We start from the raw sequence: 21,580 nt of genomic DNA on the forward strand, positions 1-21,580 counted from the left end.
CCCCCTGGGCAAACACAGCCTCCCGCCCGTGACGGGGGTTCCAGGGGGTCGCCCCCCTGGGTAACACGATTAACCGCGGTGGTGGCTTTCGCCTGGCCATGCCTCGTCGGGCCAGGCCGGGACTTGTTCTGAGGCGTCGGGGTCGGTGCCGGGGACGATCTGCTCGCACCAGACGACTTTGCCGGCGGCGGTGCGGCGGCTGCCCCAGCGGTGGGCGAGCTGGCTGACGACGAGGAGGCCGCGGCCGTTCTCGTCGTCGTCTTCGGCGCGGCGGAGGCGGGGCAGGGCGGCGGACCGGTCCAGGACCTCGCAGACGAGGGTGCGTTCCAGGAGGAGTCGCAGCTCGATGGGGCCGGGGGCGTAGCGGAGCGCGTTGGTGATGAGTTCGGAGGCGAGCAGCTCGGTGGTGTAGCTCAGGTCCTCCAGGCCCCATTCCTCCAGGCGGGCGCTGACGAGGCCGCGGGCGCGGCGGACGGCGGCCGGGTCGGCGGGCAGGGTCCAGGAGGCGTACTGGTCTTCGGGGAGGCGGCGCAGCCGGGCGATGAGGACGGCGATGTCGTCGCGGTGCTGGTCGGCGTAGACGCCGGCGAGGGTCGCCTTGGCGAGTTCCTCCATGGGGCGGTCGACGGAGCCGGGGCCGAAGATGCCCTGGAGGCGGGCGAGGCCGTCGTCGATGTCGCGGCCGCGGTTCTCGACCAGGCCGTCGGTGTAGATGACGAAGAGGCTGCCGTCCTCGACGGTGAACTCGCGGCTCTCGATCGCGGCGCCGCCGGCGACGCCGAGCGGCGGGGCGGGCGGGACCTTCAGGTACTCGTTGTCGCCGGTGGGGCTGGCCAGCAGCGGCGGCAGGTGCCCGGCGGAGGCGATCTCGATGGTGCCGGTGGTCGCGTCGTAGACGGCGTACACGCAGGTGGCGAAGTGGGGCTCCTGCTCGCCGAGCTCGATCATGAGCTCGTGCATGACGTGCAGGGCGTCGGCGGGCGGCAGCTCGAGGTTGGCGAGGGTGTGCAGCGCGGTGCGCAGCCGGCCCATGGTGACGGCGGCGCGGACGCCGTGCCCGGCGACGTCGCCGACGATCAGCGCGACGCGGGCGCCGGGCAGCGCTATCGACTCGTACCAGTCGCCGCCGACCTCGACGAGCTTGCTGCCGGGCAGGTAGCGGTGCCGGACCTCGACGGAGGACGGCGCGGACAGCCGCAGCGGCAGCAGGCTGCGCTGCAGCGCCAGCGCGGTGGCGCGCTCGCGGCTGAACCGCCGGGCGTTGTCGATGACGATCGCGGCGCGGGCGGCGAACTCCATGCCGATCTCGACGTCGTAGGCGTCGAACTTGCGGAAGCCGGGGACGCGGGTGCAGGCGATGAAGCCGAGCAGGGTGTCGTGGGCGATCAGCGGCAGCAGCACCATCGACACGTTGGACAGCAGCTCGCCCGCGGGGCCGCGCCGCCACAGCTTGCCGATCTCGGTGGCGGCGTCCAGCGGGATGTGCGGCAGGTGGACGGGCCGGGCGGTCTCCATGACCTCCCGGTAGGGGGTGCCCTCGGGGAAGACGAGCACCTCGCCGACGGGGAACGTGGACGTCCAGGCGGGGTTGCCGTCGTCGGAGGTGACCGCTATGCGGCGCAGCACCGCCGAGCCGGACTCGCTGTGCACCTCGTCGGAGGCGACGAGGCTCTCCAGCACGAGCACGGACGCGGCGTTGCAGTAGTGCGGGACGACGACGTCGACGAGGCCGCGCGCGGACTGGTCGAGGTCGAGGGACGCGCCGAACCGGGTGAGCTGGTCGTCCATGAGCGCGCGGCGCATGAGGGCCGGGTCCTGGTAGCGCTCGCTGGGCGGCAGCTCCACGCGGACGAACAGCAGCGCGGCGGGCCCGGCGTCCTGCGCGCCGCCGACGAGCGGCTGCACGGTGACGAGGGCGGAGGTGCCCTGGTCGCCGCGCTGCACGGTCATCACGCCGTTGCGCTCCTGGTCGCCGACCTCCAGGAGGGTCTCCAGCTCGGCCTTGGCCTCCTCGCCCACCAGGTCGGTGGCGGGGCGGCCGATCAGCTCCTCGGGGGCCCGGCCGAGGACGGCCCGGGCGTTCGGCCCGCACTGGACGATCCGCCTGGCACCGTCGATGCCCAGGACCAGGGTCCGGGACGCGGAATCGGTGGCGGGCGCATCGCCTCGCGGCGCCATGACGGATCTCACCTGACGCGCTCCAGACAGCCGGTCGTCTCAGCACTACCCAGCGACAGTATGGGGCATGACACCGCCGCAAGGGAGAAGATCACGCCTACCGTGCCGAAATCGCTTCGCTTCCGTCGTCGCCGCGTCATCGCGCGCCCGCTCCGATGCCCCGCATGAGGGTGTCGACGACGGCCTCGGCGCGGCCGGCGGGGAAGCTCTCCCCGGGCCGGCGGCCGGCGAGGGTGCCGAGCAGCATCGACATCGCCGCCTCGACGTCGAGGTCGGCGCGCAGCTCCCCGGTCTCGACGCCGCGGCGCAGCACCCGGCGGACGACGTCGCGGCGCGGTTCGATGATGTCGCGGCGGTAGCGGGCGTACAGCTCGGGGTACTTCTCCGCGCCGCCCATGACGTTCCAGAAGACCCGCAGGTAGCGGCGGCCCCGCTCGGCGGCCATCGCCAGCGCGATCTCGGTGAGGTCGTCCCGGACGGAGGCGCCGGACGGTTCGGGCAGCGGCGCCTTGGCCGACCCGAGCGCGTCGAGGATCAGCGCGTCCTTGCCGGGCCAGCGCCGGTAGATGGTGGTCTTGCCGACGCCGGCGCGCGCGGCGACCGCCTCCACCGACACGCCGTCCACCCCCGACTCCTCGGCGAGGAGCTCGAGGACCGCCTCGATGATGGCCTTCTCGGCACGCTCGCTGCGGGGTCGCCCGCCGTGCCGCCGCTCTGTCCCGGTCATGGCGCGTTCACGCTCTCACATCCGCGTCCTCATGCGGCGGCCTTCTCCGGTTCGCGCGGCGCGCCGGCGTGCGCGGCGGGGGCGGCGGGGGTGCGGCCCGGCATCCACTTGGCGACGACGAGCGCGCCGAGGAGCGCGATGACGGCGGCGGCGACGGACGCGGTGTGCATGGCGTTGACGAACGCGGCGTCGGCGTGCCCGGCGAGCTGCCGCCCGGCGTCGCCCATCCGGGCGGCGACGGCGTGCGCGCCCTCGATGGACTCGCCGGCCGCCTCGCGCGCGCCGGGGGGCAGCGCGGCGAGGTCGCCCTCCAGGTCGCGGCGGTAGACGGACGCGACGACGGAGCCGAGCACGGCCACGCCCATCGCGACGGCGACCTGCCGGGCGGTGTTGTTGATGGCCGATCCTGCGCCGGCCTTCTCGCGCGGCAGCGCCGACATGACCGACTCGGTGGCGGGCGGCATGACGTTGGCCATCCCGGTGCCCTGCACGAAGAAGATCACGCCGAGGATCCACATCGGGGTGTCGGTGCCGATGAACTGGTAGCTCGCCAGCGCGGCGGCGACCAGCAGCAGGCCGGTCGTGCAGACGGCCTTGGCGCCGAAGCGGTGCACCATCGCGGCGCTGCGCGGCGCGAACGCGAGCTGGGCGACGGCGAACGGCAGCACCATCGCGCCGGACTGCAGCGGGGTCAGCCCGCGCACCGACTGCATGTAGAAGTTGGCGAAGAAGAACACGCCGCTCGCGGCGAAGAAGCACAGCGCGATGGACGCGACGGCCGCCGACATGCGCGGGTCCCGGAACAGCCGGACGTCGAACGCGGGGGACGCGGTGCGGGCCTCGTGCGCGACGAACAGCGCGATGACGGCGGCGCCGGCGAGGATCGGGCCGAGCACGGGGAGCGCGAGCCAGTCGCCCCGCTCGCCGCCCTGGATGATCCCGTACGACAGGACGACGAGGCCGATGACCGACAGCACGACGCCGACCGGGTCGAGCCGTCCGGGCTCGGGGTTGCGGGACTCGGGCACGAGGAACGCCATCAGCGTGACGCCGACCGCGATGACCGGGACGTTGATGAGGAAGACCGAGCCCCACCAGAAGTGGGCGAGCAGCAGCCCGCCGGTGAGGGGGCCGATCGCGACGCCGAGGCCGACCGCGCCGGCCCAGATGCCGATCGCGCGGGCGCGCTCGTGCGGCTCGAAGACGTTGGTGATGATCGACAGCGTCTGCGGCATCACCGCGGCGCCGCCGAGGCCCATCAGGGCGCGGGCGTAGATGAGCTGGTCGGGCGTCTGCGCGTAGGCCGACAGCAGCGAGGCGAGGGCGAACACCGCCATGCCGCCCATCAGCACGCGCTTGCGTCCGAGCCGGTCGCCGATCACGCCGAAGGTGAACAGCAGGCCGGCGAAGACGAGCGTGTAGGAGTTGATCGACCACTCGAGCTGGCTCTGCGTGGCGCCGAGCCCCTTCTCCGGGTCCGCGATGGTCTTGAGCGCGACGTTGAGGATCGTGTTGTCGAGCACGACCACCAGCAGGCTCATGGTGAGGACGCCGAGGACGTACCATCGCCGGCGCTGAATCGTCTGGGGGTCCATGCCGATACGCAACGGTAGCGTTTCGTAACCTATTCCCGATCCGCCCGATCCGGGGGAATCCCGGGGGTACCCGAATCGTTTTCGAAGTGGCACGATCGGTTCCGTCTGGGTACGCCACCGTGGCGCCTCAAGACCGGAGGTTCTCGCATGTCTTCATCCGTCGCACCCCCAGCACAGCCGACCGCCCTCTACGGCGGCACGAGCACGCGGAGGGTGACCGTACGCGACATCGCCGCCGCCAAGGAGCGGCACGAGAAGTGGCCGATGCTCACCGCGTACGACGCGCAGACCGCGCGCGTCTTCGACGAGGCCGGCATCCCCGTCCTGCTCGTCGGCGACTCCGCCGCGATGGTCGTCTACGGCTACGACTCCACCATCCCCGTCACCGTGGACGAGCTGATCCCGCTGACCGCGGCCGTCGTGCGCGGCTCCAAGCGCGCCATGGTCGTCGCCGACCTGCCGTTCGGCTCGTACCAGACGGGCGTCGGCGAGGCGCTGACGACCGCCACCCGCTTCATGAAGGAGGCGGGCGCGCACGCGATCAAGCTGGAGGGCGGCCGCCGGGTCATCCCGCAGGCCGAGGCGCTCGTCTCCGCCGGCATCCCGGTCATGGGCCACCTCGGCCTCACCCCGCAGTCGGTGAACGTCTTCGGCGGCTACCGGGTGCAGGGCCGCGGCCAGGACGGCGACGAGCTGATGGCGGACGCGAAGGCCCTGGAGGCCGCCGGCGCGTTCGCGGTCGTCCTCGAATGCGTCCCCGCCGACCTCGCCGCCCGCGTCACCTCGTCGCTGTCGATCCCGACGATCGGCATCGGCGGCGGCAGCGGCACCGACGCGCAGGTGCTCGTCTGGCAGGACATGGCGGGCCTCACCCCGCACACCGCCAAGTTCGTCAAGAAGTTCGCCGACCTGAACACGCTCCTCGGCGAGGCCGCCCGCGGCTACGCCGAAGAGGTCGTCGGCGGCGTCTTCCCGGCCCCCGAGCACACCTACCGGTAACCGTCCCGCGACGGCCCGGTCGCGCCCTACTCGTCGGGGTCCGACCGGGCCGCCCGGACGCGGGCCGCGCCCCCGCCCGCCTGGCGGGCCTCCGCCTCGCGCGGCGGCGGGACGAGCCGCGCGGCCGCGCCGTCCGCCGTGATCTCGTCGCGGAGCGTCTCCACGGCGGAGCGCAGCACGTCGGGCCCGGCCACGTTCATCAGCAGCAGCCCCAGGTTGAGGGCCATCTGCCCGTCGGTCATCTCGCTGCCCGCGAGGGCGTCCACGGCGGTGCGCAGGTCGGCCTGGTCCTCGGCGGAGACGTTCTGCAGCAGCCCCAGGCAGTAGGTCGGCAGCGCCAGCCGCGACTTCGCGAACGAGACGCCGCGCATGATCTCCCCCGCCTCCTGCGCGCGGGTCTTGGCCTGCATGCGGTCGACGCCCCGGTCGGCGGCGGCGAGCAGCGAGGTCAGCAGCGTGCTCGGCCCGACCGCGACGTCCTCGTCCCCGACCCGGACGGTGAACACCGCGCTGCGGAACACCATCATCGAGCCGAGGCTCGCGACCAGCACCTGCGTCGCGTCGGCGATCTGCGGCGACTGCACGCCGAACCGCCAGTCGAAGGTGTGCAGGAGCAGCAGCGACCCGGCGCCCGCTCCCCCGTTGATCAGCACGTACGCCCAGGTGCTCGGCACCCGGACGAGCGTGGTGGGACGGTCCCGGTAGCGGCTGACCAGCTCGGCGATGCCGACCAGGCAGCTCAGCGAGACGGCGACGGCGTATCCGAGCACCGGCTCAGCCCCCGGTCAGCCGGACGACCTCGTCGATCTCGCGGTCCACGGCGACCAGGCCGCGCTCGCGCAGCGCGTCCACGGCGTCCGCGACCTCCAGCAGCCCGAGCCGGGTCGCGTGGTGGAGCTGCTCCAGCGACTGCGGGGCGCCGGCCGCCTTCAACTGGGCGAGCACGCGCCGGCACGAGTCCTCGGGGACGGGCCCTCCACCGGGCCCTCCACCGGCCGGCCCGGCGGGCGGACCGGGTTCGGCGGCGGGCGCCGCGCCGGGCTCCCGGCGCGCTCCCGCGCGCCCGGGAGGGGCCAGAAAGGCGCTCCACGGATCTGCCGACCGGATCTCTCGCATGTCCACCTGCCTGTCGCCACCCCGATGATATGTCACTGTTCGGACGCAGCGGAGGCGCCGTCCGCTCCCCTCTCCTCGGCGGAACGGGCGCGAGGGCGCGGCGACGAGCGCGCGACGATCAGCCGGTCGCCGGCCTCCAGGGTCGTGCACCGCGGGTCGTCGAACGGCAGCGTGCGGCCGTCCCGGACGACCGCGAGCGCCGGCTCGCGCACGGCGGCGAGCGAGCCGCCGACCTCGTCCGGCCGCACCTCGCGCGACACCAGGTCGAGGCCGCTGCCCTGGTCGAGGAGGTCCTCGATGACCTCGCTGACGGCGGGCTGGCTGGTGGACATCCCGAGCAGCCGCCCCGCCGCCTCCGACGACGTGACCACGCGGTCGGCGCCCGACTGCCGCAGCAGCGGGACGTTCTCCGACTCGCGCACCGACGCCTGGATCCCGGCGTGCGGGTTGAGCTGCCGCGCGGTCAGGGTGATCAGCACCGCGGTGTCGTCGCGGGCGCTCGCCACCACGATCTCCCGGGCGCGCTGCACCCCCGCCTGCTTCAGCACCGAGTTGCGCGTCGCGTCCCCGACGATGCTCACGAACCCGGCCTCCGCGGCCTCCGCGACCACGCGCGGGTCCGGGTCCACGACGACGATCGACGCGCGGTCGACGCCGGTGCTCAGCAGGGTCTTGATGGCGCTGCGGCCCTTCGTGCCGTAGCCGGCCACCACGATGTGGTCGCGCACGCGTGCCCTCCAGCGTGACTTGCGCCAGTCCTCGCGGGTGCGTTCCGCCAGGACCTCCAGGGTCGTGCCCACGAGGACGATGAGGAACAGCACCCGCACGGGCGTGATGAAGACGATGTTGACGAGCCGGGCCGCGTCCCCCACCGGCGTGATGTCGCCGTAGCCGGTGGTCGAGACGGTCACCGTGGCGTAGTAGAACGCGTCCAGCAGCGACAGTTCCCCGTCGCCGCTGTCGCGGTAGCCGCCGCGGTCGGCGTAGACGACGGCGACCACGGCGAACAGGAGCAGCAGCGCGATCCCGACCCGCGTCGCCACCGCGCGCAGCGGCCCCGTCCTCGTCGAGGGCAGCAGGACCAGCGGCCGCCGCGCCGCCTCGGGATCGTTCAGACTCGGCACCGCACCGAGCCTAACGATCAAACGTCGGTAATGCGCAGTCCCGCGTGGGCCTTGTAGCGGCGGTTCATGGAGATGAGGTTGGCGGTGAACGCCTCGACCTGGTGGGCGTTGTGCAGCCGGCCGCCGTAGACGCCGCGCATGCCGGGGATGCGGCCCGCGAGGGCCTGGACGAGGTCGGTGGCCTCGCGGTCGTTGCCGAGGACGAGGACGTCCAGCTCCATCTCGTCCACGCCGGGGTCGAGCAGCAGCTTGGCGGAGACGTGGTGGAAGGCGGCGACCACGCGGCTGTCGGCGAGCACGGCGGCGGCCTGCTCGGCGGCGCTGCCCTCCTCGACCGGCAGCGCGAACGCGCCCTTGCCCTTCTCGAAGCCGAGCGGGTTCACGCAGTCCACGACGATCTTGCCGGCCAGCTCGGCGCGCAGCGACTCCAGCGTGGCCTTGTGGCCGTCCCACGGGACGGCGACGACCACGACGTCCGACCGCCCGGCGGCGACCGGGTTCTCGGCGCCGGAGATTTGCAGGCCGGCGCGCTCGGCGGCCAGCTCGTCGGCGGCGGCCTGGGCGCGCTCGGCCCTGCGCGACCCGATCGTCACCGTGTGCCCGGCGAGCGCGAACCGCCGCGCGAGCCCCTTGCCCTGGTCACCGGTGCCGCCGAGGATGCCGATCGACAGGCCGCCGACGTCGGGGAGGTCGTAGGGCGTCTTCTGCTGCTGCTCAGTCATGCGGCCGAGTCTGCCAAACCGGCTCCGGGCCGCCGCGGCCAGGGCTCCCGGCTCGCGGAAAACCGCCTGATCAGGGCGCCGGGTGCGGCACCATGGTGCCCGTGGACGCCGAGCAGATCACCATGTTGCGCGAGGTCCTGTCGGCCACGGGCTGGCTGGAGCGGACCGAGGAGTTCGGCCGGGCGCTGCGGGTCACCTCCCGCACGCCGGGCGGGCTGCTGCTGGTCGGCACGCCCGCCGGCGACCCGTGGCACCTGGCCGCGCACCTGGACGACGAGAGCAGGCTCGGCGGCGTCCCCGGCCTGGCGCCGACGCTGGTCCGCTGGACGCCGCCCGCGGACGCGCCCCCGCACCTGCGGGTCGGCCTGGAGCGGCTGGAGGCGGCGCGGCGCGGCGAGACGCTGTTCGTCGTCGCCGAGGAGGAGGCGCCCGTCCCGCTGCTGGAGCGGGTCGACGACGCCCGCCGCACCGGCGCGACCGTGCTGGCGCTGGAGGGCGGCGACCGGGAGCTGCGGGGCCTCGCGCACGAGGCGCTGACCGTCCCGCCGGACGAGGCGCTGATGTCGTTCGACGGGGCGCAGCACCTCGTCAGCGCGGCGGCCGGGCGGGAGCCGGCGCGGACGCCCCGCGGGCTCCGCGTCCGGCTCGCCAGGCTCCTCGACGCGGTCTCCGGGCCCGTCGTGGACTGACCCGTCGTGGAGTGACCCGTGGGCTGATCAGTCGTCGGGCTCCTGGCGGCGCCAGGACTCGTTGCGCTCGCGGGCGAGCTCCATGGCGTTCGCGGCCTCGCCCTCGGACCTGTACGGCCCCATCCGGTCCTTGCCGGGGCACCCAGGCCCGTGCTCGGGCTTCATGTGCTTCAGGCAGAACCACCAGTCACCGTCGTCGTCGGCCATCGGCGCTCCTCTCGCTCTGCGGGATTCGTTGCCGCGATCCCGCTGACTACACTCCATCACTATGACGACCCAGCTGCTCCGGCCCGGCACCGTTTCACCGATGCGGAAGGTCCCGTCGGCCATTCCGCGCCCGGAGTACGTGGGGAAGAAGCGGCCGAAGACCGGGGAGCCGGACGTCAAGACCCCCGAGATCATCGAGCGGATGCGGGTGGCGGGGAAGATCGCGGCGCAGGCGCTGGCGGAGGTCGGCGCGCACATCAAGCCGGGCGTCACCACCGACGAACTCGACCGCATCGGCCACGAGTTCCTGCTGGACCACGGCGCCTACCCGTCGACGCTGGGCTACCGCGGGTTCCCGAAGTCGCTGTGCACCTCGATCAACGAGGTGATCTGCCACGGCATCCCGGACGACACGGTCCTGCGCGACGGCGACATCGTCAACATCGACATCACCGCCTACATCGACGGCGTGCACGGCGACACCGACGCGACGTTCCTGTGCGGCGACGTCGACGAGGAGTCGCGGCTGCTGGTGGAGCGCACCCGCGAGGCGACGATGCGCGGCATCCGCGCGGTCAAGCCGGGGCGGGCGCTGAACGTGATCGGGCGGGTCATCGAGTCGTACGCCAAGCGGTTCGGGTACGGGGTCGTCCGCGACTTCACCGGGCACGGGATCGGCACGACCTTCCACTCGGGCCTGGTCGTCCCGCACTACGACGACCCCGCCGCGACGACGATCATCGAGCCGGGGATGACGTTCACGGTCGAGCCGATGCTGACGCTCGGCACCCACGACTACGACATCTGGCCGGACGGCTGGACGGTCGTCACCAAGGACCGCAAGCGCACCGCGCAGTTCGAGCACACGCTGCTGGTGACCGATGACGGCCACGAAATCCTCACCCTCCCGTGACGGTTCCCTTGATCTAGAGTCCGATACAGCGCCCAGCCGGCCGGGAGAATTTCTGGATGAACGCCCCAGCGCCGTACGAGCCGAGGGTTCCGTCCGACAGCATGCCTCCGGGGCGGGCGGCGCTGAGCGTGACGTGGGCGGCGCTGCCGTTCCTGACCCTCGGCTACGCCACGCCGTTCACGTTCGCGGCGGCGGCGCTGTGGCGGCGCAGCGCGCACCTGATGGTGTCCACGGCCGCCTACCTCGGGGTGTTCGCGCTGGCGATGTTCCTGCTCCCCGACATCGGCAGGGAAGAGGGCGCCGAGCGCCTGGTCGGCGTGCTGCTGTTCGTGCTCGCGGTGGTGGGCTGCGGGCACGCGTTCCTGATCCGGCGGCGGGTGTTCGACCCGCACGGCCTGTCGGGCGTCGACAACGAGGCCGTGGTGGAGCAGGTCAAGCGCCGCCGGCTGCTGCGGGAGAAGGCGCGGGAGCTGGCCGCGGCCGACCCGGGGCTCGCCAAGGAGCTGCGGATCGGGCGGCCCGACCTGCCGCGCCAGTACAACGACGGCGGGCTCGTCGACGTCAACCACGCCCCCGCCGAGGCGCTGACGCTGCTGCCCGGCATCACCCCGGAGCTCGCGGCGCAGATCACGCGGGTGCGGGCGGAGGCGGGCGGGTTCATGTCCGCCGAGGAACTGGCCGCCGTCGCGGGGCTGCCGCCCGACCTGACGGGCGACGTCGCCGACTACGCCGTCTTCATCCGCTGATCTCGGGTATGTCCCCGGCGTGACCCCGAAGAAGGACACGCCCCCGAAGGAGCGGGCCGCCTCGGACAGGAGCGCCCGCCGCAAGAAGACCGGCGACGACGGCAAGGACGCGAAGAGCGGCGACAAGCTCGCCGAGTACCGGGGCAAGCGCGATCCGGGACGCACACCGGAGCCCGTGCCCGCGGACGCGGCCGTGCCGCGCGGGAACGACGACACGTTCGTCGTCCAGGAGCACCACGCGACCAGCCTGCACTGGGACCTGCGGCTCGAACGCGACGGCGTGCTGGTGTCGTGGGCCGTCCCGAAGGGCCTGCCGTGGAGCCCGGACACGAACCACCTGGCCGTGCACACCGAGGACCATCCCCTGGAGTACGCGACGTTCGAGGGCGAGATCCCGCGCGGCGAGTACGGCGCCGGGACGATGACCGTCTGGGACCGCGGGACGTACGAGACGGAGAAGTGGTCCGAGCGCGAGGTGAAGATCGTCATCCACGGCGCGCGGGTCTCCGGCCGGTACGTGCTGTTCCGGACGCGCGGGAAGAACTGGATGATCCACCGGATGGACCCGCCGGCCGACCCGGACGCCGAGCCGCTGCCGGAGTCGCTGCGCCCGATGCGCCCGGCGGAGCGGGCGCGGCTGCCCCGCGACCAGGACGCGTGGGGCTTCGAGTTCGGGTGGGGCGGCCGGCGGCTGGCCGCCTACGTCGAGGGCGGGCGGACCCGGTTCACCGACGGGCGGGGCCGCGCCGTGGACGGCCCGGGCGGGCTCGGCTCCCGGCTCGGCGCCGAGCTCGGCTCCCGGCGCGCGGTGCTGGACGGGGAGCTGGCCGTCCTGGAGGGCCGCGAGATGTACATGCTCTACGACGTGCTCCACCTGGACGGGCGTCCGCTGCTGGACGTCCCGTACCGGGAGCGGCGCGAGCGGCTCGACGGCCTCGGGCTGTCGGGGCCGACGTGGCAGACGGCGCCCTGGTTCCCCGGTGACGGCGACGCCGTCGCGGCGGCGGCGCGCGACCAGGGCCTGCCGGGGGTGCTCGCCAAGCGCCTGGACGCCCCGTACGAGCCGGGCGAGGAGTCTGATGCCTGGCGCTTCATCCCGGTCTGACCGGACCGCGCCCCGCCTCGGTACGCGACCGTGATCCACCGCCGGACCGCGGGGAACCGAAGCCCCGTGTTTCGCATCAAAGGGACGTAGCGCCCGCTACGGCGCGTCGCCACTGAAAACGATCAGGTGCCGGTTAGAGTCCCGCCCTGAGTACGGGCGGTGGGGACGGTCTGGAAGGCGGGGAACGGCACATGATGGGCAAGACGCACGCCCTGAGCGGCGCGCTGGCGTGGCTGGCCGCCGTCCCGGTGCTCGGTTACGAGCCGCTCCTCGGCGGCCACGCGGTGTCGCTGTCGGTGGAGCAGGTCGCCGCGGGCGCCGTGGTGTGCGCGGGCGCGGCGATCCTGCCGGACATCGACCACCACAACGGCCGCATCGCCAACACGTTCGGCCCCATCACCCACCACATGTGCAAGTGGATCGGGAAGATCTCGGGCGGGCACCGGCACGCCACCCACTCGATCCTGTTCGCGGTCGGCATGGGCTGGGCGATGGACACCCTCGCCACCCACTACGTCTACGCCTGGTGGGCCTGCCTCTTCATGATCGTCGGGCTGGGCCTGCGCGGCGTCGGGCTGGACTTCGAGGGCAAGGAGCCGCAGTCGGCGCTCGCCGACTGCGCGCTCGCCCTCGTCGCCGTCTGGCTGATGCACAAGATCGATATGAGCTTCGTCGGGTTCGCGGTCGCGCTCGGCTGCTTCGCGCACGTGGTCGGCGACTGCCTGACACCGCGCGGCTGCCCGGTGTTCTGGCCGCTGCCGTGGCGGATCGACGTCCCGCTCGTCCCGCGGACGGACGGCAAGGTGGAGCGCTGGGTCGTGATGCCCGTCCTCACCCTCGGCATCGCCGTCCTCGCCGTCCGCTCGGTCCTCGGCGAGGCCACCACCGAGTGGCTGACCCGCAACTGATCATTCGAGCAGGTCGGCGAACCGGTCGCAGGTCACCGGCGCCCACGCCGCCCCGTCCCGGTTCGGGGCGCCCCACAGGCTGACGCCCTCGATGCCCGGGACGGCCTGCGCGGTGCAGGCGATCTGGGCCATCGCGATCCGCGACCAGCCCATCGAGCGCGGCTGGCCGTCGGCCGGCCGGACGACCATCAGCGAGCGCCCCACCACCGGGCCGGACGCGTCGACGACAGCGTACGCCTCCAGCGGCGTGTCGACCTCGGTGCGCAGCCCCATGGCGCGCTCCCGCGTCGTCGGCGGCACGTTCAGCTGCTCCAGGCCCAGATGCGGCCGGCCGGGCAGGCCGGGCCGCGTCACGGACCTCAGCCGGTCGCCGTGGACGAGGTACACGGTGACCGTGGCGGGGTAGGCGCCGGCGGACGGCAACCCGCCCGCCCGGACGATCCCGGTCGGTCTGATCCCGCAGCCGGCCAGGGCGGCGCAGGCCGCCGCCGCCGCGAGCACGCGCGGCATCCGGTGCGGCCGTCTCATGCGGGCTCCTCCCCCTCGCCGTCCGGCAGCCACAGCGTGAACACCGCCCCGCCGTCCGGCCCGTTCGCGGCGTCCAGCGTCCCGCCGTGCAGCAGGGCGTTCTCCCTGGCGATCGAGAGGCCGAGGCCGCTGCCCTCGCTGCGCGAGCGCGCCGCCTCGGCCTTGGTGAAGCGGTCGAAGACCACGGCGAGCAGGTCGCCGGGGAGACCGGGACCGCGGTCGGCGACCACGACCCGCACGCCGCCGCCGGGCTCGCCTGCGGCGCGCTCGAAGCGCAGCGTGACGGGCGGTCGCCCGTGCTTGAGGGCGTTCCCGGCGAGGTTGGCGACGATCACGTCGAAGCGCCGCGGGTCCAGCCGGACGAACAGGTCGGCGGGGCCCTCGACCGCCACCTCGTCCCGCCAGCCGCGCGCCGCGAGGGCGGCGCCGACCGCGGCGGCCACGTTGACGTCGTCGAGGACGAGCGCGGCGGCGCCCGCGTCGAACCGGCTGATCTCGATCAGGTTCTCCACCAGCGCGCCGAGCCGCCGCGTCTCGGCCGCGACGAGCCGCGCCGCGCCGCCGCCGTCCGGCGCGTCCGCCGCCTCCTCGGCCAGCACGCCGGTCATCGCGACCATCGAGGTGAGCGGGGTGCGCAGCTCGTGCGAGACGTCCGCGACGAACCGGCGGGACGCGGCCTCCATCGCGCGCAGCTCGGTGACCGTCCGCTCCAGGGCCGCCGCCGTGCCGTTGAACGTGCGGGCGAGGTCGGCGAGCTCGTCCCGGCCGTCCACCCGGACGCGGGTGCCGAGCTCGCCCGTGCCGAGCGCGCGGGCGGCGGCGCCGAGGCGGCGGACCGGGCCCAGCACGCCCCGGGTGGCCAGCAGCGCGAGGCCGAGCGCCGCCGCCAGCGCGGCGGCGTCCGCGATCAGCAGCACGCGGGTGAACAGCCGAAGGTCGGCGGCCTCGCGGTGCAGGCTCGCCGAGACGTACACCATCGGCGGCGTCGTCCGCCACGGCTCGTCCGCCGTGGTCGCGTAGCCGGTGACGCGGGCCCCGACGAGCAGGTAGGGCGTGCCGTGCCGGTACACGCGCTGGAAGACCACGCCGTGCAGCGCGCGCCGGGCGAACTCCCGGGTCACCGGGACGTCCAGCGCGCCGGGCGGCGGGACGCCGGTCTCGCCGCCGATCAGCGGCACCGGCACCGCGGCCGCCCTGCGGCCGGGGGCCGCGCCGAGCGCCTCCTCCAGGGCCGCGCCGACCAGCGGCGCCGAGTCGGGCGGCAGGCTGACCGGGACCTGCTGGGACAGGGTGCCGCGGACGTCGGAGAGCACCGCGGCCTGGGCGCGCTGCAGCATCATCCGCCGCATCAGCACGTAGGAGATGCCGGACGCGAGCACGGACGCCAGCAGCGCGACGGCCGTGAACGCGGCGGCGAGCCGCATCCGCAGCCCGGTGAGCCGGCGGCGCGTCACGGCGCGGTGAACCGGTAGCCGAACCCCCGGACCGTCTCGATCAGCCGCGGCTCGGCGGGCTCGTCCTCGATCTTGGCGCGGACGCGCTGCACGCAGGCGTCCACGAGCCGGGAGTCGCCCGGGTAGGTGTGCTCCCACACCTCGGCGAGCAGGTGCTGCCGGGTGAGGGCCTGCCCCGGCCGGCGGGTCAGCTCCAGCAGCAGCCGCAGCTCGGTCGGGGTGAGGCGCAGGTCGGCGCCGCCCTTGGTCACCTTCAGCGACAGCCGGTCGATGACGAGGTCGCCGTAGACGGAGCGGTCGGTGCGGGTCTGGTCGGCGCGCCGCAGGACGGCCCGGATGCGGGCGTCCAGGACGCGCGGCTCGACGGGCTTCACCACGTAGTCGTCGGCGCCCGCCTCCAGGCCGAGCACGATGTCGAGGTCGTCGCCGCGGGCGGTCAGCAGGATCACCGGCAGCGAGTCCTCGCGGCGGATGCGGCGGCACACCTCGATCCCGTCGATGCCGGGGAGCATCACGTCCAGGATCGCGATCTCGGGGCGCCGCGACCGCAGCGCCGCCAGGCCGTCCTCGCCGGTGGCCCGGGAGGTGACCCCGTGCCCCTGGCGGGTCAGCGCCAGCTCCAGGGCCGTCCGCGCGGACGGATCATCCTCGATGAACAGAATGCTCGCCACCAGCACAGTATCGGCCACAGCTGATCATTCAGCGCCGCGTGTCACGAGATCCGGACATCACCGGCACGGGACCATGACGGGCCGCCGGGACGGTGGGGTCCATGATCGCCACGACCGCCCGGTCCCGGCCCCCCGTCCCGGCCGCACCGCCCGCGCCCGGCCGCCGCCGTCCCCGCGCGCTGCCCTGGCTGCTCGTCGCGGGCGTGCTCGCGCAAGCGGCGGTCCGGCTGTGGTTCGCCCGCGCCCGGACCGGGCCCGTCGCGAACCCCGACGAGACCGGCTACCTCGTCGCGGCCCGGTGGCTGGCCGGCGGTCCCGGCGCCGACCTGTCCGGCAACACCTTCTACCAGGGCGGCTACGCGCTGCTGCTCACGCCCGCCCACTGGCTGTCGCACGACCCGTCCACGGTCTACACGGCCGTCATGGTGATCAACGCGGTGATCGGCGCGGCGCTGTTCCCGCTCGGGTACGCGGCGGCGCGGCGGTTCGGGCTGGGCCGCCGCGCCGCGCTCCCGGCGGCGTTCGCGGCGGCGCTGCTGCCCGCCGGGACCTTCTTCGGCGCCTTCGCGCTCGCGGACGCCGTCCTGCCGGTGCTCGTGCTGGCGTGGCTGCTGGCGCTCGACCGCTTCGCCCGCACGGGCGGTGCGGGCGGCGCGGTGCTCGCGAGCCTGGCCGCGGCCTCCATGGCGGCCGTCCACTCGCGCGGGACGATCGTCCTGCTCGTCCATGTCCTGGCGCTGGCCGTCATCGCGGTGAGCGGGCGGCGGTGGCGCGGGGCCCTGGCCGGGGGCGGCGCGGCCGCCGCCGGGTACGCCCTCGGGGCCGCGCTGAACGCGCGGCTGGAGGCGGCGCTGTACCCCGGCGGCGTCCGGGACCTGGCCGGCAACATCGAGACCCGGCTGACCACGGCCGCCGGGCAGGCGTGGGCGCTGTCGGGGGCCGTCGGGCAGGTCTGGTACCTGGTCGCCTCCACCTGGGGGCTGGCCGGAGTGGGGCTCGCCGTCGTGGCGGCGGCGCTCGTGCGGCGGCGCACCCCGGCGGCCGACCGGATCATGGCGGGCGTGCTGCTCGCCGCCACGTTCGGGATCGCCTACGCGTCGTCGGCGGCGCTGCCGGACGAGCACCGGGTCGGCAACTTCGCCTACGGCCGGTACCTGGCGTGCGTGGCCCTGGTGTACGCGCTGGCCGGAGCGGCGGCGCTGCTACGGTCGGGCGCCCGCCGGGCCCTCGGGCTGGCGGCGTCATCCGCCCTCGTCCTCGCCGCCGCGGGGCTCTGCGTCACCGCCTACGCGGGCGAGCGGCTCCGCACCCACACGTTCATCGGGTTCGACTTCCCCGAGATCATGTTCCTCGCCGACGACCGCACCGCGCTCCATCTGCGGGAGGCGTCGCTCACCGCGGTCGGGCTGCTCTGCGCGCTCGCCGTCCTGTCCCGGCTGCGGCGGGCGCCGCTGATGGCCGCCGCCCTGGCCGCGACGAGCCTGGCCGCGATGACGTTCGCCATGGGGCCCTCGCCCGAGCGCGTCCGGCCCGCCTCGCCGGTCCCCGGCCCGCAGGCCGGCGGGGTCGTCGCGGACGCGGCCGTCCACTGGGCGGTCAGGACCAAGCTCATGTACCCGGTCTGGTGGACGCGCGTCGGCCGGACCGACGTCCGCGACGGCCGCCCGCCCGCGCCCGGCGTGTGCACGGTCGTGGTCTCCCTGCCGGACGGGACGTCCCCGGCCGCGTCATGGCCGGGGCACCCGGCGGGCTGGCGGCACTACGCCCGGGAGGACTGGTCGGTCGGCTGGGTGCTCTGGCACGACCCGTCCTGCCCGGCGGCTCGGTAGCGGCTCAGTAGCGGGTCACCAGCGCGATGCGGCCGTGGTCGACGAGGAAGCCGTCCGAGACGAACGTCACCTCGCCGCCGTACTCCAGCACCGTCTCGATGACGTCGTCCACGGCGTCGTCGACGACGTCCGCGCCCCTGAGGACGCCGGGCATGCCGTCCACCGGGACGATCTCGCCGCGGGCCTTCACCGCCGGCGCGTAGTAGCCGCGCTCGACGACGAGGTGCTCGCCGCGCCCCTCCTCGGCGAGCGGCGTGACCTCGCAGAGCCCGCCCGCGTAGCGCTGGATGCTGCGCGCGGCCTCCAGCTCCGCCAGCACGCCGACCTCGCGGAGGTCCTCGTAGGCGGCGAGCGCCGGGCGCGCCGCCTCGGCGAGCACGCTCGGCGCCGCGCCCTCGAAGCTGCCGTCGACGCGGCCCGCCACGGTGATGTGCGGCCCGGCCACCTCGTCGAAGAACGCCTGGTGGCGGGTGACGCCGGCGACGATCAGCGGGCGCCGGTCCCGGGCCAGGACGCGGTCGAGCGCGGCCACCACGTCCCGCATGGTGCGGCGCTGCCGCTCGCCGTCCCCGCCCTGCGCGGCGCGCCGCGCCAGCCGCCCGGAGCCGGCCTCGTCGATCGGCTCCGGCTCGACCGGGAAGCCGCCGCCGGTGCGCTCGGTCAGCTCCTCGCCGCGGCCGTCCCACAGCCGGGTCCGCTGGTCCGACAGCGACAGCAGCCAGTAGCGCGGGGTGCGGGTGTAGGCGGCGACGAGGTCGCGGGTGGCGAACCCGGTGTCCACGACGACGCGCTCGTCCACGTGCTGGCCGATCGCGAAGGAGTGGTGCTCCCCGTCGGGCGCGGCGAACAGCACGAGCCCGTCGGCGGCGTGCCGCAGGTCGACCTCGTCCGCCGCCCGCTCCAGCCCCCGCACGACATGGTCGGCGGCCTCGGGCGTGACCCGGACGTCGTCGTGCAGCCGCCGCCGGACCTCGGCCAGCAGGTTGCGCAGTCGGATCGGGTCCTGGCGGTTGTCCGGGACGGAGCGGTGCGTCGGCATCAGCACCGACACCGCCGGGTAGGCCCGCGGCTTGCGCAGCTCGGACAGGGTAACGGCGTCCATGATCCCCCGATCGGTCGGCCTTGTTCGTTTATGTCTCTTTTCTAGCTACCGACAGGTAAATCAGGTGTAAGGGGCGGCCGATGCGCCCGCCTAGACCCGCTCGATCACCGGGCCGAGGACGTCCAGGAACGGCGCGTGCACCGTGGTGTAGGAGAAGCCGAACCGCTCGCGCCGCTCCCGGATCTGCGCCGCGAGCTGCTCCTCCGTCCCGAGCAGGAGGAACGGTGTGTCCAGGATCTCCTCGACGTCCATGTACGGCATGCGCTCGGCGCGGATCCGCTCGGCCTCCGCGCGCCGGTCGGCGGTCACCTGGACGTGCTGGACGAGCACGTTCCACTCGATCGCGTCCGCCCGGTCGCCGGCGTGCTCCCGGACGAACCGGACCCGCTCCTCCGCCTCCGCGGCCGTGCCCAGCCGGAACGTCCCCGGCGGCTCCCCCGCCACCTGGTACGCCCCCGCGATCCCGACGATGTCGGCGTACCGCGCCGCCGTCCGCAGCACCGTGTCGCCCGTGCCGCCGACCAGCAGCGGCGGCCCCGAGCCGCCGAACCCGGCGCGCTGCACCGGCGCCAGCTCGGCCAGCCCGAAGTGCTCGGCGATCGGCCGGTGCCGCTCGTAGCCGTCCCCGCCGAACAGCGCGCCCAGCTCCTCGATCATGCCGGTCATCCGCTCGGCGCGGGCGCCGAACCCCTCCCAGGGGATGCCGGCCGCGTCGAACTCCCACTTCATGTGCCCGGCGCCGAGGCCCAGCTCCACCCGCCCGCCGGTGAGCCGGTCGGCGGTGGCGACCTCCCGGGCGAGCAGGTGCGGGTTCCAGAACCCGGCGTTCAGCACGAGCGTGCCGACCCGCAGCCGCTCCGTGGCCTCCGCGGCGGCGACCATCGTCGGGAACGGCGCCGGGGCCCCGAGGTGGTCGGGCACCAGCGCCGTGTCGTAGCCGTACCGCTCGCCGCGCCGGCACCGGTCGGCGAACTCGTCGCGGGAGGGGATGTCGAAGAAGTTGAACCCGAACCGGAAGTCCGTCATGTGATCATGCTGCCAGCTCAGCCGGGCGTGATGAAGGACGTCTCGTAGGCGAGGATCACCGCCTGGGTGCGGTCCCGCGCCTGGAGCTTGGCGAGGATGTTGCCGACGTGCGTCTTCACCGTCTGCGGGCTCACGAACAGCTCCGCGGCGATCTCCGCGTTCGAGCGGCCCTTGGCCATCAGCCGCAGCACGTCGCCCTCCCGCTCGGTGAGCCGGCCGTGCCAGTCCGCGCCGGCCCCGCCGCCGGACGGGCCGTGGTGCGCCGCCAGCTCCCGGATCGCCGCCGGGAACAGCAGGCTGTCGCCGTGCGCGACCATCCGGACCGCCTGCAGGATCTCCTCCGGCCGGGTCCGCTTGAGCAGGAAGCCGTGCGCGCCCGCCTTCAGCGCGTCGTAGACGTACTCGTCGTTCTCGAACGTGGTGACCACGATGATCCGCGGCGGCTCCGGCACGGTCTCCAGCAGGCGGCGGGTCGCCTGGATGCCGTCGAGGCGCGGCATCCGCACGTCCATCAGCACCACGTCGGGGCGCAGCCGCCGCACCGCGTCCGGCACCTCGGCGCCGTCGGCGGCCTCGCCGACCACGGCCAGGTCGTCCTCGGCGTCGATGATGGCGGCGAGGCCCGCCCGGATCAGCCGCTCGTCGTCGACCAGCAGCACCTTGATCGTCATGTTCCGGACCTTAGCGGCAGCGAGACCCGGAACCGCCACGCGTCCCCGTCGGCCCCCGCGGCCATGTCGCCGCGCAGCACGGTGACGCGCTCGCGGACCCCGGCGAGGCCGCGGCCGCCGCCGTGGTCGGCGCCGTCGCCGCGGGCCGCCCCGAGCGGGTTGCTCATCTCCACCTCCAGCCGTTCCCCGGCGATGCCGAGCCGCAGCCGCACCGGGACCTTCCCCGCGTGCCGCAGCGCGTTCGTCAGCCCCTCCTGGACGATCCGGTACGCCTCCCGCGACACCGCCGCCGGGACGTGCTCGACCGCCGGGTCCACGGCGGCGTCGAGCGCCACCCCCGCGATCCGGGTCTGCTCCAGCAGCCGGCCGAGGTCCTTCAGCGTGGCCTGCGGCGCGGCCGGGCGGGACGGGTCCTCCCGGAGCAGCCCGAGCACGTGGTCGAGGTCCTCCAGCGCGGCGCGGGCCGACTCCTCGATCGCGCCGAGCGCCTCCCGGGCGAACGCGGGGTCGCTGTCCAGGACCCGCCCGGCCGCGCCGGCCTGGAGGGTCACCACGCTCAGCGCGTGCCCGACCGAGTCGTGCAGCTCCCTGGCCAGCCGGTTGCGCTCGGCCAGCTTGACCGCCCTGGCCTCCATGGCGGCGAGCCGCTCGGCGGCGGACGGGCCGAGGAACCACGGCGCGAGCCGGGACAGCAGCGCCCCGGACGCGACGATCAGCGCGAGCAGCGCGGCCAGCGACGCGAGGCCGAGCGGCGGCGCGGGCCACTGGTGCCACGTCCCCTCCCACCCCCACGCCTCCATGAGCCGGGTGTCCCACGACACCATCGGCGCGAGGACCAGCACGGCCGCGAACGGCGGCACCGCGAGGCTGAGCCCGCTGACCACCACGCCCGCGAAGAGGTGCAGCGTGAACCACGCCGCGGCCCGGACCCGGCTCTCCCACGACGCCGCCGAACCGGGGGCGATCGCGGTGGCGGGCCCCTTGAGCAGCTCCCTGGCGAGCGAGCCCTCCAGCAGCCGCACCGTCGGCACGAGGCCGGTGACGAACACCGCCGCGGCCGGCATCACCACCAGCATGAGCACGAGCATCACGGCGGTGTCGCCGACCGGCAGCAGCGGCGTGAGGCTCATCGCCAGGAACCAGTACGGCATCAGCAGCGCGCCGCCCACCACGAGATGGGACCAGCGCTGCCAGGTCGTCCGCTCGATCAGCGGCCGGAACACGCGCAACACGCATCGATCCTGGCAGACGGGACGCCGCGGGCCCTCCC

At 74.5% G+C, this 21,580-nt stretch carries 22 protein-coding genes; 7 read left to right on the top strand and 15 right to left on the bottom strand.

All coding sequences use genetic code 11. The features are described from left to right. Positions 1-69: 69 nt before the first annotated feature. The 3 genes from ACGFI1_RS02780 to ACGFI1_RS02790 form a co-directional block, all read right to left on the bottom strand. Positions 70-2,178 (bottom strand): ATP-binding SpoIIE family protein phosphatase, encoded by a 2,109-nt coding sequence (locus ACGFI1_RS02780; protein ID WP_301176460.1) that lies wholly within the window; start codon positions 2,176-2,178, stop codon positions 70-72. Positions 2,179-2,314: 136 nt separating this feature from the next. Continuing rightward, the gene (locus ACGFI1_RS02785) at positions 2,315-2,905 is read right to left on the bottom strand and encodes a TetR/AcrR family transcriptional regulator (protein ID WP_386866783.1); all 591 of its coding nucleotides are present in this window, start codon (positions 2,903-2,905) and stop codon (positions 2,315-2,317) included. Positions 2,906-2,934: 29 nt separating this feature from the next. Next, positions 2,935-4,500, bottom strand: a complete 1,566-nt coding sequence (locus ACGFI1_RS02790; RefSeq protein ID WP_392782276.1) for an MFS transporter — start codon at positions 4,498-4,500, stop codon at positions 2,935-2,937. A gap of 147 nt (positions 4,501-4,647) precedes the next feature. Between ACGFI1_RS02790 and panB the strand changes: the two genes are divergently transcribed. After that, positions 4,648-5,499, top strand: a complete 852-nt coding sequence (panB, locus tag ACGFI1_RS02795; protein WP_138638783.1) for a 3-methyl-2-oxobutanoate hydroxymethyltransferase — start codon at positions 4,648-4,650, stop codon at positions 5,497-5,499. Between the two features lie 26 nt (positions 5,500-5,525). On the opposite strand, the gene ACGFI1_RS02800 is transcribed toward panB, so the two are convergent. From ACGFI1_RS02800 to npdG, 4 genes are all read right to left on the bottom strand, one after another. Then, positions 5,526-6,269 carry a hypothetical protein gene (locus tag ACGFI1_RS02800; RefSeq protein WP_392782280.1) on the bottom strand — a complete coding sequence of 248 codons (744 nt, stop codon included), beginning with the start codon at positions 6,267-6,269 and terminating at the stop codon, positions 5,526-5,528. A 4-nt stretch (positions 6,270-6,273) separates the two neighbouring features. Further along, a complete protein-coding gene (locus ACGFI1_RS02805) occupies positions 6,274-6,444 on the bottom strand; it encodes a hypothetical protein (protein ID WP_171069203.1) in 171 nt (56 codons plus the stop codon). A gap of 203 nt (positions 6,445-6,647) precedes the next feature. Further along, a complete protein-coding gene (locus ACGFI1_RS02810) occupies positions 6,648-7,739 on the bottom strand; it encodes a potassium channel family protein (protein ID WP_364553840.1) in 1,092 nt (363 codons plus the stop codon). 17 nt (positions 7,740-7,756) lie between these two features. Next, positions 7,757-8,461 (bottom strand): NADPH-dependent F420 reductase, encoded by a 705-nt coding sequence (gene npdG, locus ACGFI1_RS02815; RefSeq protein ID WP_386866789.1) that lies wholly within the window; start codon positions 8,459-8,461, stop codon positions 7,757-7,759. Positions 8,462-8,553: 92 nt separating this feature from the next. On the opposite strand from npdG, the gene ACGFI1_RS02820 reads away from it, so the two are divergent. Continuing rightward, a complete protein-coding gene (locus ACGFI1_RS02820) occupies positions 8,554-9,150 on the top strand; it encodes a hypothetical protein (RefSeq protein WP_392782283.1) in 597 nt (198 codons plus the stop codon). A 27-nt stretch (positions 9,151-9,177) separates the two neighbouring features. Here the strand turns inward: ACGFI1_RS02820 and ACGFI1_RS02825 are convergent, their stop codons facing one another. Then, the gene (locus tag ACGFI1_RS02825) at positions 9,178-9,357 is read right to left on the bottom strand and encodes a hypothetical protein (RefSeq protein ID WP_138638786.1); all 180 of its coding nucleotides are present in this window, start codon (positions 9,355-9,357) and stop codon (positions 9,178-9,180) included. Between the two features lie 61 nt (positions 9,358-9,418). Here ACGFI1_RS02825 and map point away from each other — a divergent pair, with 61 nt between their 5' ends. The 4 genes from map (at position 9,419) to ACGFI1_RS02845 (ending at position 13,029) form a co-directional block, all read left to right on the top strand. Beyond that, the gene (gene map / locus ACGFI1_RS02830; protein WP_364553846.1) at positions 9,419-10,270 is read left to right on the top strand and encodes a type I methionyl aminopeptidase; all 852 of its coding nucleotides are present in this window, start codon (positions 9,419-9,421) and stop codon (positions 10,268-10,270) included. A gap of 56 nt (positions 10,271-10,326) precedes the next feature. Next, entirely contained in the window at positions 10,327-11,016 is a 690-nt protein-coding gene (locus tag ACGFI1_RS02835; RefSeq protein WP_392782288.1) for a ComEA family DNA-binding protein, read from the top strand. A 19-nt stretch (positions 11,017-11,035) separates the two neighbouring features. Beyond that, positions 11,036-12,121: a DNA polymerase ligase N-terminal domain-containing protein gene (locus tag ACGFI1_RS02840; protein WP_392782291.1), complete on the top strand. Its 1,086-nt coding sequence runs from the start codon at positions 11,036-11,038 to the stop codon at positions 12,119-12,121. A gap of 191 nt (positions 12,122-12,312) precedes the next feature. Continuing rightward, complete coding sequence (locus tag ACGFI1_RS02845; RefSeq protein ID WP_386866795.1) at positions 12,313-13,029, top strand: metal-dependent hydrolase; 717 nt, start codon at positions 12,313-12,315, stop codon at positions 13,027-13,029. Here ACGFI1_RS02845 and ACGFI1_RS02850 read toward each other — a convergent pair whose 3' ends face one another. The 3 genes from ACGFI1_RS02850 to ACGFI1_RS02860 are packed head-to-tail and all read right to left on the bottom strand — an operon-like array spanning position 13,030 to position 15,682. Continuing rightward, positions 13,030-13,557: a hypothetical protein gene (locus tag ACGFI1_RS02850; RefSeq protein WP_392782294.1), complete on the bottom strand. Its 528-nt coding sequence runs from the start codon at positions 13,555-13,557 to the stop codon at positions 13,030-13,032. Beyond that, a complete protein-coding gene (locus ACGFI1_RS02855; RefSeq protein ID WP_386866799.1) occupies positions 13,554-15,011 on the bottom strand; it encodes an ATP-binding protein in 1,458 nt (485 codons plus the stop codon). The genes ACGFI1_RS02850 and ACGFI1_RS02855 overlap by 4 nt, the downstream gene beginning before the upstream one ends. Then, positions 15,008-15,682, bottom strand: a complete 675-nt coding sequence (locus ACGFI1_RS02860) for a response regulator transcription factor (protein ID WP_138638792.1) — start codon at positions 15,680-15,682, stop codon at positions 15,008-15,010. The genes ACGFI1_RS02855 and ACGFI1_RS02860 overlap by 4 nt, the downstream gene beginning before the upstream one ends. Positions 15,683-15,783: 101 nt before the next feature. Here ACGFI1_RS02860 and ACGFI1_RS02865 point away from each other — a divergent pair, with 101 nt between their 5' ends. After that, a complete protein-coding gene (locus tag ACGFI1_RS02865; RefSeq protein ID WP_392782298.1) occupies positions 15,784-17,511 on the top strand; it encodes a hypothetical protein in 1,728 nt (575 codons plus the stop codon). Between the two features lie 4 nt (positions 17,512-17,515). Here ACGFI1_RS02865 and ACGFI1_RS02870 read toward each other — a convergent pair whose 3' ends face one another. The 4 genes from ACGFI1_RS02870 to ACGFI1_RS02885 all read right to left on the bottom strand — a co-directional run bounded on the left by ACGFI1_RS02870 (position 17,516) and on the right by ACGFI1_RS02885 (position 21,542). Then, positions 17,516-18,613: a baeRF3 domain-containing protein gene (locus ACGFI1_RS02870; protein ID WP_387070247.1), complete on the bottom strand. Its 1,098-nt coding sequence runs from the start codon at positions 18,611-18,613 to the stop codon at positions 17,516-17,518. A 90-nt stretch (positions 18,614-18,703) separates the two neighbouring features. Next, positions 18,704-19,639: a TIGR03621 family F420-dependent LLM class oxidoreductase gene (locus ACGFI1_RS02875; protein WP_386866803.1), complete on the bottom strand. Its 936-nt coding sequence runs from the start codon at positions 19,637-19,639 to the stop codon at positions 18,704-18,706. 17 nt (positions 19,640-19,656) lie between these two features. Beyond that, complete coding sequence (locus ACGFI1_RS02880) at positions 19,657-20,310, bottom strand: response regulator transcription factor (protein ID WP_138636022.1); 654 nt, start codon at positions 20,308-20,310, stop codon at positions 19,657-19,659. After that, positions 20,307-21,542: a sensor histidine kinase gene (locus tag ACGFI1_RS02885; RefSeq protein WP_387070253.1), complete on the bottom strand. Its 1,236-nt coding sequence runs from the start codon at positions 21,540-21,542 to the stop codon at positions 20,307-20,309. The genes ACGFI1_RS02880 and ACGFI1_RS02885 overlap by 4 nt, the downstream gene beginning before the upstream one ends. Positions 21,543-21,580: the final 38 nt, after the last annotated feature.

It is taken from the genome of Actinomadura geliboluensis (genome assembly GCF_043197915.1).
In the GTDB taxonomy this organism is placed as follows: Bacteria; Actinomycetota; Actinomycetes; order Streptosporangiales; family Streptosporangiaceae; genus Spirillospora; species Spirillospora geliboluensis.